Annotated in this window: 14 protein-coding genes; 8 read left to right on the top strand and 6 right to left on the bottom strand. The window is 73.7% G+C overall.

Going from position 1 to position 14,562, the window contains the following annotated elements; all coding sequences use genetic code 11:
• The first annotated feature begins 186 nt into the window (after positions 1–186).
• From ACGFT2_RS01300 to ACGFT2_RS01290, 3 genes are all read left to right on the top strand, one after another.
• Positions 187–864 (top strand): uracil-DNA glycosylase, encoded by a 678-nt coding sequence (locus ACGFT2_RS01300; protein WP_393272243.1) that lies wholly within the window; start codon positions 187–189, stop codon positions 862–864.
• A complete protein-coding gene (locus ACGFT2_RS01295) occupies positions 861–1,856 on the top strand; it encodes an N-acetylglucosamine kinase (RefSeq protein WP_393272241.1) in 996 nt (331 codons plus the stop codon). The genes ACGFT2_RS01300 and ACGFT2_RS01295 overlap by 4 nt, the downstream gene beginning before the upstream one ends.
• Positions 1,857–1,998: 142 nt before the next feature.
• Positions 1,999–2,922 carry a sirohydrochlorin chelatase gene (locus ACGFT2_RS01290; protein WP_393272239.1) on the top strand — a complete coding sequence of 308 codons (924 nt, stop codon included), beginning with the start codon at positions 1,999–2,001 and terminating at the stop codon, positions 2,920–2,922.
• A 385-nt stretch (positions 2,923–3,307) separates the two neighbouring features.
• Here the strand turns inward: ACGFT2_RS01290 and ACGFT2_RS01285 are convergent, their stop codons facing one another.
• Together ACGFT2_RS01285 and ACGFT2_RS01280 are read right to left on the bottom strand one after the other, a co-directional pair.
• Positions 3,308–4,342: a lactonase family protein gene (locus ACGFT2_RS01285; protein ID WP_393272237.1), complete on the bottom strand. Its 1,035-nt coding sequence runs from the start codon at positions 4,340–4,342 to the stop codon at positions 3,308–3,310.
• 173 nt (positions 4,343–4,515) lie between these two features.
• On the bottom strand, positions 4,516–6,006 hold the full coding sequence (locus ACGFT2_RS01280; RefSeq protein WP_393272235.1) for an FUSC family protein: 1,491 nt from the start codon (positions 6,004–6,006) through the stop codon (positions 4,516–4,518).
• Positions 6,007–6,234: 228 nt separating this feature from the next.
• Between ACGFT2_RS01280 and ACGFT2_RS01275 the strand changes: the two genes are divergently transcribed.
• A complete protein-coding gene (locus ACGFT2_RS01275) occupies positions 6,235–6,711 on the top strand; it encodes an Lrp/AsnC family transcriptional regulator (protein WP_393272232.1) in 477 nt (158 codons plus the stop codon).
• 153 nt (positions 6,712–6,864) lie between these two features.
• Positions 6,865–8,364, top strand: a complete 1,500-nt coding sequence (locus ACGFT2_RS01270; protein ID WP_393272230.1) for an MFS transporter — start codon at positions 6,865–6,867, stop codon at positions 8,362–8,364.
• A 124-nt stretch (positions 8,365–8,488) separates the two neighbouring features.
• On the opposite strand, the gene ACGFT2_RS01265 is transcribed toward ACGFT2_RS01270, so the two are convergent.
• Positions 8,489–9,328: a LysR family transcriptional regulator substrate-binding protein gene (locus ACGFT2_RS01265; RefSeq protein ID WP_393272228.1), complete on the bottom strand. Its 840-nt coding sequence runs from the start codon at positions 9,326–9,328 to the stop codon at positions 8,489–8,491.
• Between the two features lie 58 nt (positions 9,329–9,386).
• On the opposite strand from ACGFT2_RS01265, the gene ACGFT2_RS01260 reads away from it, so the two are divergent.
• Both ACGFT2_RS01260 and ACGFT2_RS01255 read left to right on the top strand, forming a co-directional pair.
• Complete coding sequence (locus ACGFT2_RS01260; protein WP_393272227.1) at positions 9,387–9,782, top strand: DUF5997 family protein; 396 nt, start codon at positions 9,387–9,389, stop codon at positions 9,780–9,782.
• A gap of 549 nt (positions 9,783–10,331) precedes the next feature.
• Positions 10,332–11,168, top strand: coding sequence for a response regulator transcription factor (locus tag ACGFT2_RS01255; RefSeq protein WP_393272224.1), 837 nt, complete (start codon positions 10,332–10,334; stop codon positions 11,166–11,168).
• An 88-nt stretch (positions 11,169–11,256) separates the two neighbouring features.
• Here the strand turns inward: ACGFT2_RS01255 and ACGFT2_RS01250 are convergent, their stop codons facing one another.
• Complete coding sequence (locus ACGFT2_RS01250; RefSeq protein ID WP_393272223.1) at positions 11,257–11,559, bottom strand: hypothetical protein; 303 nt, start codon at positions 11,557–11,559, stop codon at positions 11,257–11,259.
• Positions 11,560–11,924: 365 nt separating this feature from the next.
• Positions 11,925–12,347: a YjbQ family protein gene (locus ACGFT2_RS01245; protein ID WP_393272221.1), complete on the bottom strand. Its 423-nt coding sequence runs from the start codon at positions 12,345–12,347 to the stop codon at positions 11,925–11,927.
• 201 nt (positions 12,348–12,548) lie between these two features.
• Between ACGFT2_RS01245 and ACGFT2_RS01240 the strand changes: the two genes are divergently transcribed.
• On the top strand, positions 12,549–13,628 hold the full coding sequence (locus ACGFT2_RS01240; protein ID WP_393272219.1) for an NAD(P)-binding domain-containing protein: 1,080 nt from the start codon (positions 12,549–12,551) through the stop codon (positions 13,626–13,628).
• A gap of 27 nt (positions 13,629–13,655) precedes the next feature.
• Here ACGFT2_RS01240 and mltG read toward each other — a convergent pair whose 3' ends face one another.
• Positions 13,656–14,525 (bottom strand): endolytic transglycosylase MltG, encoded by an 870-nt coding sequence (mltG, locus tag ACGFT2_RS01235; protein ID WP_393272217.1) that lies wholly within the window; start codon positions 14,523–14,525, stop codon positions 13,656–13,658.
• Positions 14,526–14,562 lie beyond the last annotated feature (37 nt).

The raw sequence follows: 14,562 nt of genomic DNA, 5'->3' as shown, positions 1-14,562 counted from the left end.
CGCCCCCCGATGCCCCGCCGCGCACTGTGGGTCGCGGTGGTGCGCGGGTCCACGCAGTGGTGCGCAGGGGTGTGCCCATGGACGGCGGGCGATCGTCCGGTCGGCGTCCGGACGGCGGACGGCTGCCCGGTCGGGCTCAGGCCATCGGTTGATCACCCGCCGGCGCACGGCAGTAGGGTGACGCCCGTGGCACCACGACCCTTGCATGAGATCGTCGAAGCGGGCTGGGCGAAGGCCCTGGAACCCGTCGCCGGACGGATCGCCGAGATGGGCGACTTCCTGCGCACGGAGATCGCCGCGGGACGCACCTACCTCCCGGCCGGACCGAACGTCCTGCGGGCCTTCCAGCAGCCCTTCGACGAGGTACGCGTCCTGATCGTCGGTCAGGACCCGTACCCCACCCCGGGGCACGCGGTGGGCCTGTCCTTCTCGGTCGCACCCGAGGTGCGCCCGCTGCCCCCGAGCCTGATCAACATCTTCCGCGAGCTGAACGGCGACCTGGGGCTGCCCCAGCCTTCGAACGGCGACCTCACCCCCTGGACACGGCAGGGCGTGCTGCTGCTCAACAGGGCGCTGACGACCGCTCCGCGCAGCCCGGGCGCTCACCGGGGCAAGGGCTGGGAGGAGGTCACCGAGCAGGCGATCCGCGCTCTGGCGGCGCGGGGCAAGCCGCTGGTGTCCGTCCTGTGGGGCCGTGACGCCCGGAATCTGCGCCCGCTGCTGGGCAGGCTGCCGGCCGTGGAGTCGGCGCACCCCTCACCCATGTCGGCCGACCGCGGTTTCTTCGGCTCGCGTCCGTTCAGCCAGGCCAACGACCTGCTGGTCCAGCAGGGAGGGCAGCCGGTGGACTGGCGTCTGCCGTGACCGCCTCGGGGTATCTCGCCGTGGACTCCGGGGGGTCCGGCCTCCGGGTCGTCGTCGGCGTCCCGGGGCGGGCGCCCTCGGTCCAGCGGGAGACCCGGGAACCGGTCCGTACGGGCGCGCGGGGCATCGATCCCGGCCATCTGATGGCACAGCTCCTCCCTCTCGCCCGGGCCTCGGCCGCGGAGGCCAGGGTGGAGGATCTGGGCACGGTCGTCGTCGGCGCGGCCGGCTTCGCCACGCTGGGCGACGCCCTGCGGGCCGAACTGCCGGGTGCCCTCGTCCGGGAACTGGGCGTGCGGCGGATGGCGCTCGCCGCCGACGCCGTCACCGCCTACGTCGGTGCCCTCGGGCCCCGCCCGGGCGCGGTGCTCGCCGCGGGCACCGGACTGATCGCCGTCGGCACCGATCTGCGGCGCTGGCGGCGGGCCGACGGCTGGGGCCACCTGCTCGGCGACTGCGGCAGCGGTGCCTGGATCGGACGGGCCGGCCTGGAGGCGGCTCTGCGCGCGTACGACGGCCGGGACGGGGGTTCCGTCTCACTGCTGGCCGGGGCGGAAGAGCAGTTCGGCCCGCCGCCCGGGCTGCCCGGGCTGCTGTACCCGCGCACGGACCGGCCCGCCGTGCTGGCCTCCTTCGCCCCCCGGGTGGCCGCGTGCGCCGCGCACGACCCGGTCGCCGCCGGCATCCTGCGCACGGCGGCCCGGCACCTGGCCGAATCGGCCGCCGCCGTGTGCCCGTCGGCCGGAGAGCCCGACGTGGCGCTCACGGGAGGCCTGTTCAAGCTGGGAGAAGCTCTTCTCCGGCCGTTGCGCGAGGAGTTCACGAGCCGGCTGCCGCATGCACGGCAGGTGCCGGCCGGGGGCGACCCCCTGCACGGCTCGGTCCGGATCGCCCTCGACCTCGCTGCCGACCGGCTCGCCCTGCCGGGCGACCCCGCCATGCTCTGCGTGCTCGGCGCCACGGCAACCGGGATCCGGACAAAGGGCGACTGATCCTGCCGATGGCACATGTTCCCGGCACATGCCGGGAACACCCGCTCTCGGCGGGTAACTCATCAGACAAAACCGGACGGATACCGCTCACCTGCACCCTCCCCGAACAGGAGGGCCGGAGAAGCCAGTAACATGCGGCGCCATGAGCTCCCCCACTGGACCCGCGTCCGGCCTGCCAGTACGAATGCCGCGACCCCGCCAGCCCGGACGGCACCGCCGCCCGGAACCGCTGGTGGCTCCCGAGGGCGCGCCCGCGCTCGTCCTCGCGGTGCCCGGTGCGCCCAGCGCCGCCACACGCGGCCTCGCCGAGGAGGTCGTGAGCATCGCCCGCTCCGAGCTCCCCGGCCTGGATGCCCGGATCGGGTACCTGGACGGGGACGACTCCGAGTTCCTCACGCTCCGGTCCGTGCTGGCCCGTGCCGCCGGGGAGCGCACCGCCCGTTACGAGCAGGCCGTCGCCGCCGGTCTCGACGTCAAGGAGCCCGACGGTCCCGTCGCCGTCGTCGTCCCGCTGCTGGCCGGCCCGGACAATGCCCTGATCCGCCGGATCCGCCAGTCGGTGATGGACAGCCGGGTCGCCGCCGAGCTGACCGACGCCCTCGGCCCGCACCCGCTGCTCGCCGAGGCGCTGCACGTGCGGCTGTCCGAGGCGGGCCTGGCCCGCGCCGACCGCGCCCGGCTGTTCACCGTGGCCACCGCCGCGGACGGCATCATCCTGGCCTCCGTGGGCGGCGACGAGGCCGTGCAGGCGGCCGGGATCACCGGCATGCTGCTCGCCGCGCGTCTCGCCGTGCCCGTGATGGCGGCGGCCCTGGACCAGGAGGGCTCCATCTCCTCCGTCGCCGAGCAACTGCGCTCCTCCGGTTCGCAGCAGCTGGCCCTCGCGCCGTACCTCGTGGGTCCCGAGATCGACCCGGGGCTGCTCGCGGCGGCCGCCGAGGAGGCGGGCTGCGCCACGGCCGAGGCGCTCGGTGCGTACCCGGCGATCGGCAAGCTCGCGCTCGCGAAGTACACGACGGCGCTGGGCATCGCCCCGCAGCAGACGCAGGGCGCGCCGGTCCGCTGACCGGACGAGGCTTCGGTACGCCACAGGGCCCGCTCCGGTACTCGGGAGCGGGCCCTTCGCCCTTCCCGGCCCTCTCGGGGCCCTTCCCGGCCCTCTCGGGGCCCTTCCCGGCCCTCTCGGGGCCCTTCCCGGCCCTCTCGGGGCCCTTTCCGGCCCTCTCGGGCCCTACCGCCGGCCCCTGACCAGGCACGTGAGGCTTGCCCCCCCGGCGCCCCGCCGGACCCGGCTCCGGCCGCTGACCAGGCCCCTTGCCCACCCCCTCCACAAGGCTCGCCTCGTGGTGCCTCTCTAGGCCAGTAGGCGGGCCTTTTCCAGGCGTGTTTCCGGCCCGTCTCCCGGCCATTCCCCGCCCGTCTCCCGGCCATCCCCGGCCGGCCGGGCTCGATCAGCCGAAGACGACGCAGGAGGCCGCGGTGACCTGCACGGCGCCGTCGTAGCGGGGCAGTCCCGTTCTCTCGTCCACGGCGAACCAGCTCACGTCTCCGGAGCGCTCGTTGGCCGCGTAGAGGTACCCGCCGTTCTCCGTCAGCGCGCGCGGCCAGTGTCCGCCGCAGGGCACCGTGCCGGTCAGCCGGAGGCCGTCCCCCTCGACGGCGAGGACCGACAGGACGTCCTCGCCGCGGGTCGCGGTCCACACGAAGCGGCCGTCGGGCGAGACCGCGATGCCCGACGGGTAGGCGTCGCCGGCCGGGGCGCCCGGCAGCAGCGGGATCTCGCTCAGCGGCTTCAGGGCGCCGCCCGCCGCGTCCCAGCGGCACACCGTCACGGTCGGGGTGAGTTCGTTGACCACGTAGGCGTGCTCGCCGCCCGGGTGGAAGGCCAGATGGCGGGGCCCGGAGCCGGGACGCAGGGCGAACTCGCGGTGCAGGACGGGGGCGCCTCGCTCGAGGGCGCACACCCGTACCGAGTCCGTGCCGAGGTCGACGCTGACCGCCCACCGCCCGGTGGGGTCGGGCTGCACCTGGTGGGCGTGCGGGCCGCGCTGGCGCCGGTCGTGCGGGCCCGAACCGGTGTGCTGCAGGACACCGGACGGCTTGGCCGCGAGCAGCCCGTCCGGGCGCACGGGGACGGCGGTGACGCTGCCGGAGCCGTAGTTGGCGGTCAGCACGTGACCGTCGTACAGGCTGAGGTGGGTGGGTCCGCTGCCGTCCACCTGCACGGGCGGCCCGGCGAGTTCGGGCCGGTCGTCGAGGCGGTACGCGGCGACGGCCCCCTCGGCCGTCTCACTGACCGCGTACAGCGTGCGGCCCCCGGGCGCCACGGCCAGGTACGAGGGGTCGGGTACGTCCTTCACGGCGGCCACGAGGCTGAGGGCCCCGCCGTCCGGCGCGACCTCGGCGGTCACCAGTCCGGGTCCGCCGGCCGCCGTGAACGAGCCGATGAACGCCCGGAGCCTGTCCGCCCTGCCGTCCTGTGCCAACGCTGTCCCCTCTCGGTCGAGCCTGGGTGGAGCCGGTGGAGCCGGTGGAGCCGGTCCGGGGCAGACGGTAGCAGTCGATCACGTGCGGTCTAGACCAAGAGACGGGGTGACGGGGCGGTTCTTCACGGAACCGTCCGATTGCCGCGCGTTCCGGTGCCCACGGGATCCGCCCCTCAGGCCCCGACCAGTCGCGATCCGGAAGGCGTGCGCAGCGGCTCGGCCAGGTCGGCGAGGGCGCGTTCCAGACCGTGCAGATGCGCCAGCGCGGGTTCGTCGGGAGCTTCGGCGAGGCGCCGCCGCGGCTGCGCGCCGCCCGCGGTCAGAGCCTCGACGGCGCTCTCCACGCGCCAGCAGGCGGCGGCCAGGCGGGCGTCGTGGGAGGCCACGGGATCGGCGGCGATCGCCACCAGGCCGCGGATCTCGCGGGCGCAGTCGTCAAGGAGGGCGAGGACCCGGCGGGCGCGCCGCTTGCGGACCGGCATCGGGTTCAGCGGGTGCACCAGGGGCGCCACCGAGAGCCGGACCCGGCCGAGGAGCTGCTCCAGTTCGGCCACGCGCGGCGCCGGGTCGGCCGTGGCCGAGCCCGCGAGCCGGGCCGCGGCCTCGCCCGTGCAGGCGTGCACACAGCGCAGGGCGCGCTGGATCCAGGCGTCGGTGGTGGCGTGCGTGGTGACCGGCAGCACGAACAGCACGGCGAGGGCGGCGCCGAGCGCGCCCACACCGGTCTCGGTGAGGCGCAGGGCGAGCAGGCCCGGGCTGAGGACGCCGAGGAGACCGTAGAGCAGCTCGGCGAGCAGGGTCACCCAGAGCATCATCCAGGTGTAGGAGACGGCGGCCGTGTAGAAGATGCCGAAGACGGCGACGGCCACGAGGACGGCCGTAGGGACGGCCGCGCCGTGCACGGGGACGGCGACGAGGAAGCCCAGGCCGATGCCGATCAAGGTGCCGAGGACGCGCCGGAAGCCGCGTACCAGGGTCTCCCCGCGCGAGGCGGTGTTGACGAAGATCCACCAGGTGGCGCCGACGGCCCAGTACCAGCGCTGTCCGGACACCAGCTGGCCGGCGACCAGCGCGAATCCGGCGCCCGCCGTCGCCTGGACCGCCTGCCGGGTGGTGACCCTGGCCAGCCCGGCTCCGGCCGGCGGGACGGGGACGGCGGCCGGGGGCAGCCGGCGCTCGTAGCACCACACGCCGAAGCGGACCGCGGCGGCGCTGAGCACCGACAGCAGGAGGGCGGCGTACAGCTCGGGCAGCTGGGCCACGGTGGCGTGCAGGAACTGGGCCACGAAGAAGGTCATGAAGGCGAACACGCCGAGGCTGTGCCCGCGCGGGCCCCAGCGCCGCGCGTACACGCCGGCACCTACGACGGCCAGAAAGGCAAGGTCTCGGGCCACGGGCTGGTCGTGCAGTCCGGCCGCCGTGGCGAGCACCGGCACACCCACGGCGGGCAGCAGGGCGGTGGTGACCGCCTGTCCGCGCACGGTCGGGTCGGTGACGGTGAACAGCGCGAGCAGCGCGGCGAGGCCGCCGGTGACCGCACCGGCGAGGGAGTGTCCTGCCAGCAGACAGACCATGACGGCCAGCCCGATGCCGAGGACGGCCCGCGCGGCGAAGCGCAGGCGCGCCCGTCCCGGGTCCGGAGCCACGAACACCCTCTTCAGCACTGCTGCCCTCCCCATGGAACACGGCACAGAAAAGGCGCCGCGGGGTCCGCAGCGCCATCGACACGCCCATGAGACCACCTCCGACCTCAGTGGCTCAAGTGATGCCCTCCTCAATGGACCATTGGCACATAGATGAGCTTCTACGGAGGGCGGCCGGAATACCAACGGAGCAGGTGGGGCTCGACGTGGCGCCGACCCGCCGCTGAGCCATTGGTACAGTCGTAGATCATGGCCGTGGACGAACTCGACACCCGTATCCTGCGGCTGCTCCTGGAGCAGCCGCGCACCAGCGTGCGCGAGTACGCCCGCATCCTGGGCGTCGCCCGCGGCACACTCCAGGCACGCCTGGACCGGATGGACCGGGAGGGTGTGATCACCGGCACCGGCCCGTCCCTCTCCGCCGCCGCCCTCGGCCACCCGGTGCTGGCTTTCGTGCACATCGAGGTCACCCAGGGTCATCTCGACGACGTGGGCGACGCACTGGCGGCCGTGCCCGAGATCGTGGAGGCCTTCTCGATCACGGGCGGCGGCGACATGCTCGCCCGGGTGGTCGGACGGGACAACGCGCATCTGGAGGACGTGATCCAGAAGCTGATCAGCCTCCCGGGCGTGGTGCGCACCCGTACCGAGGTGGCGCTGCGCGAACGCGTCCCGTACCGATTGCTGCCACTGGTGGAGTCGGTCGGCCGGGCGGCCCGCACCTGACCCCGGGCATCGTGGACCGCATGGGAGACGGTGCCGCTCTGGCGCAAGGCGCTACGGCCTGCGCACCTCGACGGAGGAACTGCTGGACGCCACCAGGGGTGACGCGCGGTGGTTCTGCGTGCGTGGGGGGCCATGGCTGCATAGCGTGACCGCATGATCACAGACCAAGCCCCGCCCGCCCCGGACGACCGGCGGTGGAAGGCGCTCGGGGTCTGTCTGACGGCGGGCTTCATCTCGCTGCTCGACACCTCGATCGTGAACGTGGCGCTGCCCTCCATGGAGCGGGGTCTCGGAGCCTCCGAGGCCGCCCAGTCGTGGGTGGTCTCCGGGTACGCGCTGACCTTCGGGCTCGCGCTGGTACCGGCGGGCCGGCTCGGCGACATGCGCGGACGGCGCCAGGCCTTCCTGTGCGGGCTCGCGGTGTTCACGGTGGCCTCGGCGGCGTGCGGTCTCGCCCCCAGCGCCTCCTGGCTGGTGCTGTTCCGGCTGATCCAGGGCGCGGCGGCGGGCATGGTCGCGCCGCAGACCTCGGGTCTGATCCAGCAGATGTTCCAGGGGGCCGAGCGGGCCAAGGCCTTCGGCCGGCTCGGCAGCGTCATCGGCGTGTCGACGGCGACCGGGCCGCTGGCGGGCGGCGTGCTGATCAACGCCGTCGGCTCGGACGACGGCTGGCGCTGGGTGTTCTTCGTCAACCTGCCGATCGGGGTGGCCGCCTTCGCCGCGGGGCTCCGGCTGCTGCCCCGGTTCCCGGCGTCGACGGGGAAACGCGAGCAGTTCGATCCGGTCGGGGTGCTGCTGCTCGGCTCGAGTGTGCTCGCGCTGATGCTGCCCCTGGTGCAGGAGCAGCAGTGGACCGGACGGGAGAAATGGGCGCTGCTGCCGGTGGCCGCGCTGCTGCTGGGCGCGTTCTGGGCCTGGGAGCGGCGGCAGGCGCGGCGCGGAGCGGCTCCGCTGGTGGACCTGGCGCTGTTCTCGCTGCGCTCGTTCACGCTCGGCGCGCTGATCAGTCTCAGTTACTTCGCCGGCTTCACCACGGTGTTCTTCGTCTTCACCCTGTACCTGCAGAACATCGTGGGCTACAGCGCGCTGGCGGCGGGTGTCACCGTCCTGCCGTTCGCGGCCGCGTCGGCGATCGGGGCCGCCGTCGGGGCACGACTGGTGGCGCGGTTCGGCCGCAAGCTTGTGGTCGTCGGTCTGAGCGGGGTGGCGATCGGGCTGCTCGGGGTGGTAGCGGCGGTGCAACTGGTGCCCGGCCCGGAGGTGGGATGGGCCGCGGCGCTGCCGTTGCTCGTCGGAGGCATCGGCTCGGGAGTGGCTGTGTCCCCGAACACCACCCTCACCCTCACCCGGGTTCCCGTGCACCGTGCCGGTGCGGCCGGCGGTGTTCTGCAGACGGGCCAGCGAGTCGGATCGGCGGCCGGGATCGCAGTCGTCGGCGCGGTGTACTTCGCGCACCTGGCGAACCACGGGCGCCCCGCCGCGGCGATTCAGCTCGGCCTGCTCACCGCCGTGGGCATCATCCTGATCGCCCTGCTACTGGCCATCGCCGACCTGCGCGAACGCCATGCGCACCCGGAACCGGAGGGGAACGCCGAGCCGGTCCGGGGCGCGGAAGAGGGCGGGACCGAGGAGAGAGTCGGCCCCAGCGCCTGAGACGCCTGGGGCGCGGCCCATGTCCCGCCGGGTTCCGCGAGGGTGGCGGCCGGCTCCGGTGCCGCGAGAGCCGGGGAGAGGGAGCGGCCGGCCCCCGCGAGTCCACGACGGGAGGCGGCCCCTCTCAGGAGCTGCGGCGCGGCTTCCCGCGTCTGGCCGGCTTGCCGCCCCCCGACCCTGTGCGGCCGCGGCCGCCGCGGCCCGCCGCCTTCGCGCCGGTCGCCTTCGATCCCCCGGCCTTCGATCCCCCGGCCTTCGGTCCCGCCGCCTTCGCGCCGGCCGGCTTCTTCTGCCGGGTGCTCCCCGGTTCCGCCTGCTTGCCCTGCTGCTCGGCGCCGGCCTTCGCCTGCGTACGGCCCCGCGTGCTGTTGACCGTGCGGCCGCGCACGATGCCGATGAACTCCTCCACCAGATCGGTGGTGGCCTCCTCCGGCCAGGACAGGGCGACGCTCGAGCGAGGGGCGTCGCTGACCGGGCGGTAGGTGAGGTCCCGGCGGTGGTGAAGGCGGGCCAGGGACTGCGGCACGACCAGGAGGCCGACGTTCGCCGCCACCAGTTCGACGGCGTCCGGTGTCGTCGCGGGCCGCTCGAAGGCCGGCTCGCCGGGTGGGCTGTCCCAGTCGAACACGTCGTCGAGGGGGTGGAACAACACCTCGTCCTCGAGGTCGGCGAGGGTGACCTCGTCCACCGCCGTGATCAAGTGGTCCTTGGGGACGATCACCACCGTGGTCTCGGTGTACAGCGGGATCGCGCTGAAGAAGGTGCGGTCCACGGGCAGCCTTACCAGACCCACGTCGGCGTCACCCTCGCGGAGCAGCTCGGGCACCTCCGCGGCGGCTGCCTGGACGAGGGTGAGCGGGATGTCGGGCAGGCGCTCGTTCCACACCTTCACCCATTTGGCGGGTGTCACTCCGGGGGCGTACGCGAGCCGGAACGACGGTGGTGGTTCTTCCGAGCCTGTCACCAGGCCAGGCTACCGGCCGTGGTCGGCCCGCCCGCACGCGGCCGATACCCTTGACCTCATGAGTTCGCAGCAGAGCACCCAGACGATGAAGCCCGCGACCGCGGCGAAGAAGCTGGGTGTGTATCTCCCCGCCACCCCCGCCACCTTCCAGGAGGGTGTGGTCTCGCGCGCCGAGCTGAACGAACTGCAGGCCGATCCGCCGGAGTGGCTGCGCGAGCTGCGGGAGAACGGCCCGCACCCGCGCCCCGTGGTCGCGGCGAAGCTGGGCGTGTCCATCGCCGGTCTCGCGCGCGGCGGGGTCACCGAGCCGCTGACCACGGCGCAGATCGAGACGCTCAAGCAGGAGCGGCCCGAGTGGCTGGAGAAGGAGCGCGCCACGCAGGCCGAGGTTCGCAAGGAAGGCGCGCGGATCAAGAAGAAGAACGCCGAGCGCGACGAGAAGTCGCGCCCCTGACACCGAGCGCCGCCACGGTGCCTCTCGCTGCCGACGCCCCTGCCGCCGAACCACAAGGCGGTGGGGGCGTCGCGTCGTGAGCGGTGAGACCTGGCCCGCCGGGTGGGGGAGCACGCGGGCCGGCGGGTACGGAGGCAGGAGGCGCGGGCGGCACGGGTGCATGCCGCAGGGGTGCGGGCGGCAGGGGCGCGGGCGCATGCGGCATGAGGCGCCGGCGGCAGGGGCGCGGGCGCATCGGGCATGAGGCGCCGGCGGCAGAGGCGCGGGCGCATCGGGCATGAGGCGCCGGCGGCAGAGGCGCGGGCGCAGGAAGGCCGAGGGCCCGGGGTGGGGTGACACCGGCCGGGCCGCCGTTCCCCCGTGCCGGCGGCCCGTCCGACATGGGCCCGACGCGCGCCCGACGTACGTCGACGCGCGCCCGGCATACGTCCGAGCAGGCCGGTGTCCCGGATGAAGTGTGCCAAGCCCGGGCCGAGAGGGGTATGCGTAGAGGTACGTACGGGGCGCGAAGGCCGTGCACACGAGTCGGAGGCCGAGCGGAGAGGACACGTGGAGCTGGACAGGGCTTACGAGCGCATGACGGCCGTCGCCGTGGCCGCGCTGCACGAACGGGAGCCCGCGCGGCTGTGGCCGCTGGTCGCCGACGCACTGGCCGGCCTGTGCGGAGGCGAGGCGGTCGTCCACAAACTCGGCGACTGGACCGAGAACGAGGGCGGTTTCGGCATCACGCCCGGCGCTGCCGCCGCTCCTCTGGACCGGCTCGACGAGGCGGACCTGCGGCTGTTCCGCGCGGGCTACCCCTTCGCCCGGCGTTACGCGGCCGGAAGCGACCGCACCCCGGTCAGCGCCCGCCGGGCGGCGGGCCGCCGCTGGCCGGAGAGCCGGACGGCACGCCTGCTCGGTGCCGTTCTGGACGTCGATCACGTGCTGGGCGTACCCCTGCCGGGGAGCACGACGCCGATCACCGGGTGCCTCGTGTACCGATCCGGTACGGACTTCAGCGACGACCACCTCGTCATGGCGGAGCGCGCGCAGCCACTGCTGGCCGCCGTCGAGCGGCAGCGGCAGTTGCTGGAGGAGTGGCGGCGGTCGCTCGGTCCGGGGGCGGCGCCGGACCGGCGGGCGGCCGATTGTGCGTTGACACCTCGCGAGACCACGGTCCTGCTGCTGCTCGCCGAGGCGCTCACCGCCGACACCATCGGCCGCCGCCTCGGTATCTCGGTCCGTACGGTGCACAAACACGTCGAGAACGTCTATCGCAAGCTGGGCACCCGCGACCGCGTCGGCACCGTACTACGCGCCCAGCGACTCGGCCTGATCCCTGCCCCGCTCCCGGCCGCGCCGGGACCGGGGCCCTCCCGCCGCCACGGACCGCCGCGGAACTGAGCGGAGCAGGGCCCAGGCCGCCCGCGACGGCCGCCGAACAGGTGCGGAAGACGGCCCACCGGACGTGCTCCCGCACCGCGCGGGAGGCTCAGTTCAGATGCCACAGCGCATAGGCCGCGGTGAGCATGAGAAGTCCCGCACCCGCCATGACGCTTCCCAGGAACCGCACGTACCCGGATGTCGCGAAAAAGGTCGGAGCCCCGCCGAGACGGCCCATGGCCATCGACGCCTCCTCGCTCCTGCGCCGCATCCGCTCGACCCTGCGCGTGGTGATCCCGCGCACATCGAAGGCCCAACTGAGGCCGCACCACAGGGCGACCACTCCTCCCACGGCGAAGACGACGTCGATCGCCGGAGACGGTCCGTGAGCCCCGGCGGCCAGGTGCTGCATCGTTCTCGGCGTTCCTTTCGTCGTTCCCCGCCTAGGGCGGTCCAGTATCCCCCGGTACAGGGCGCGTCGATGAGTACCGGCGCGAGGCACGGGCGCGGAGAGAGAGCCTTTCCCCTCCGGGGCCTCGGCGGAGGCACGGCGGCGCGGCGCCGCCGATCCCCCCTGGGGGCGTTCACCTCAACCGGTCGAAGTCGGCTGCCACTTGGTCTCGCTGTCTTCGCCGGTCAGGTCGCCCGGTTCCTCTGAGGTGAGGATGGGCACTGTAGTCCGCCGACGCGTGGAAGACCTCATCCGGCGCCTTCCCCGGGGCCCCGCCCACCGGTCATCGTCGAACGCTTGCCTTATCCGGGTCGACGGCCCGCCGACTACCCGAGGAACGACAGCCGCACCCGGCGGTCGGGGTTGTCCCTGTTGGTGTCCACCAGGCACACGGACTGCCAGGTGCCCAGTTCCAGGTGGCCGGCGATCACCGGGAGGGTGGCATGCGGTGGTACGAAGGCCGGCAGGACGTGGTCGCGGCCGTGCCCGGGGCTGCCGTGCCGGTGCTGCCAGCGGTCGTCGGCGGGGAGCAGGGTGTGCAGGGCGGCGAGGAGGTCGTCGTCGCTGCCGGCACCGGTCTCGATGACGGCGATTCCCGCCGTGGCGTGCGGCACGAAGATGTTGAGGAGGCCGTCGCGACCGGCCGCCGCCTCCCGCAGGAAGTCCTCGCAGTCCTGGGTGAGGTCGACGACGCGTTCCCGGGACCCGGTGGAGACGCTCAGCATTCGAGTGGTGAGGGCATCTGACATGCTCCCATCCTGACCCATACGCCGGATTTCACACCCGACGGCACGACCGGCTCGGATACCCGTGCTCCGCTGACCGGGGCACCGTCGATCGGCGTCGGCCGGCGTCGATCGGCACGCGTCCGTCGGGGCCGCCGCCACGTGTGGTGCGGCGCGCGCCGGGGAGCCGGGAAGATCCGTGCGCGGCCGTCTGTTGGGAGAGGCGTGAACGGAGCACACGAGGTCGAGGTGGTCGTCATCGGCGCTGGTCAGGCCGGTCTGTCCAGCGCCTATCACCTGCGGCGCACCGGTTTCGAGCCGGACCGCGACTTCGTCGTGCTGGACCACTCCCCCGGACCGGGCGGCGCCTGGCAGTTCCGCTGGCCTTCGCTGACCTACGGCAAGGTGCACGGGATGCACTCGCTGCCCGGCATGGAGCTGACGGAGGCCGATGCGGGCCGGCCCTCGGCGGAGGTGATCCGCGAGTACTTCGACCGGTACGAGCGCGCCTTCGACCTGCGCGTACGGCGGCCCGTGGACGTGCGGGCGGTACGCGAAGGCCAGGATGGGCGGCTGCGGGTGGAGACCTCGGACGGTGTCTGGTCGACGCGGGGCCTGATCAATGCGACCGGCACCTGGGACCGGCCGTTCTGGCCGCGCTACCCGGGCCAGGAGACCTTCGGCGGACGGCAGTTGCACACCGCTCGGTACGCCGGCCCGGAGGAGTTCGCCGGATTGCGGGTCGTGGTCGTCGGCGGTGGCGCCTCGGGCACCCAGCATCTGCTGGAGCTGGCCCCGTACGCGGCCGAGACCACTTGGGTGACCCGGCGGCCGCCGGTGTTCCGCGAAGGGCCGTTCGACCAGGAGGCCGGCCGGGCCGCGGTCGCGCTGGTGGAGGAGCGCGTGCGCAGGGGGCTGCCCCCGCGCAGCGTGGTCGCGGTCACGGGACTGCCACTGACCGACGCCGTACGGCAGGGCCTCGCGGACGGTGTCCTGGACCGCCGGCCGATGTTCGACCGGATCACCCCGGACGGCGTGGCCTGGAACGACGGCCGGCACGTGGACGCGGACGTGATTTTGTGGGCGACCGGATTCCGGGCCGCGCTCGACCACCTCACTCCGCTGCGACTGCGCGAGCCGGGCGGCGGCATCCGTCTCGAGGGCACCCGCGCGGCGGCCGATCCGCGCGTCCACCTCGTGGGTTACGGGCCGTCGGCCAGCACCATCGGCGCGAACCGGGCCGGTCGCGCGGCCGTTCGGGACATCGGGCGGCTGATGGCCGAGGGGCGGCAGGTCGCCGCTTGACGCCCTGTCGGCTCAGCCGGCCGCGGGCTACGAGGGGGCCGGAGACTCCCGCGGGCTCTGACTCTGTGCCGTGCCCTGCTGGAGCGCGTTGAACTCCGCCACGTTGCGCATGTGGGTCGCGTAGTCGTCGGTGAAGCGGGTGTCTCCGGGCTTGACCGTCACGAAGTACAGCCAGTTGCCCTGCGGCGGGTTGAAGGCGGCGCGCATCGCCTCCTCGCCGGGACTGTCGATCGGCGTCGGCGGCAGGCCCATGCGCTGGTAGGAGTTGTACGGGCTCTCGACGTTGATGTCGTCCTGGCTGGTGTGGCCGGTGCCGCGGTTGAGCGCGTACTTGACGGTCGAGTCCATCTGCAACGGCATACCGCGCTCCAGCCGGTTGACGATGACCCGGGCGACCTTGCCCATGTCCGCCTTCCTCACGCCCTCGGCCTGGATGATGCTGGCGATGGTGATCGCCTGGTAGAGGTTCATCGAGGTGCGCGGCGCTCCGGCCGCGGCCGGCGCCGCGGTGAACTTCCTCTCCGCGGTGGCGACCATGGCCCGCAGCAGGGACTCGGGCGTCGCACCCTTCTGCAGCCGATACGTCGCGGGGAACAGATAGCCCTCCGGATTGCCCCCCGCCTCGCCCGGCAGTTTCAGACCGGCCTTGCCGATGGACTTGCGGGTGGTGCCCGAAGGGAGACTCAGGGCCTTGTCGACCGCGTCGTACACCTGGCTCGCGCGCCAGCCCGCCGGGATGACCAGGGCGACGGGCCTCACCTCCTGGTGACCGGTGCCCAGCATCAGCAGCGGCACCGCCACGGCGGTGCCGACCATGACGGCGCCGGCCACGACGAAGGCGAGTCTGCCTCGACGGGTCAGCCGGATCATGCTCCGTGGCGGAGTGTTCGTCTGCATGCGGGAACGGTAGTACGCATATCCCTGCAAACCCGGC

This window comes from Streptomyces sp. NPDC048514 (assembly GCF_043199955.1).
Classification (GTDB): domain Bacteria; phylum Actinomycetota; class Actinomycetes; order Streptomycetales; family Streptomycetaceae; genus Streptomyces.
The sequence above is the reverse complement of the archived record's forward strand: the minus strand, read 5'-3'. Positions and strand labels throughout refer to the sequence as shown.

What these genes read in the sequence shown, in the direction of transcription:
- ACGFT2_RS01275 (WP_393272232.1), top strand. Translation starts at nt 6,235, where the DNA reads ATGGCCGTGGACGAACTCGACACCCGTATCCTGCGGCTGCTCCTGGAG.
- ACGFT2_RS01270 (WP_393272230.1), top strand. Translation starts at nt 6,865, where the DNA reads ATGATCACAGACCAAGCCCCGCCCGCCCCGGACGACCGGCGGTGGAAG.
- ACGFT2_RS01290 (WP_393272239.1), top strand. Translation starts at nt 1,999, where the DNA reads ATGAGCTCCCCCACTGGACCCGCGTCCGGCCTGCCAGTACGAATGCCG.
- ACGFT2_RS01250 (WP_393272223.1), bottom strand. Translation starts at nt 11,559, where the DNA reads ATGCAGCACCTGGCCGCCGGGGCTCACGGACCGTCTCCGGCGATCGAC.
- ACGFT2_RS01260 (WP_393272227.1), top strand. Translation starts at nt 9,387, where the DNA reads ATGAGTTCGCAGCAGAGCACCCAGACGATGAAGCCCGCGACCGCGGCG.
- mltG (WP_393272217.1), bottom strand. Translation starts at nt 14,525, where the DNA reads ATGCAGACGAACACTCCGCCACGGAGCATGATCCGGCTGACCCGTCGA.
- ACGFT2_RS01245 (WP_393272221.1), bottom strand. Translation starts at nt 12,347, where the DNA reads ATGTCAGATGCCCTCACCACTCGAATGCTGAGCGTCTCCACCGGGTCC.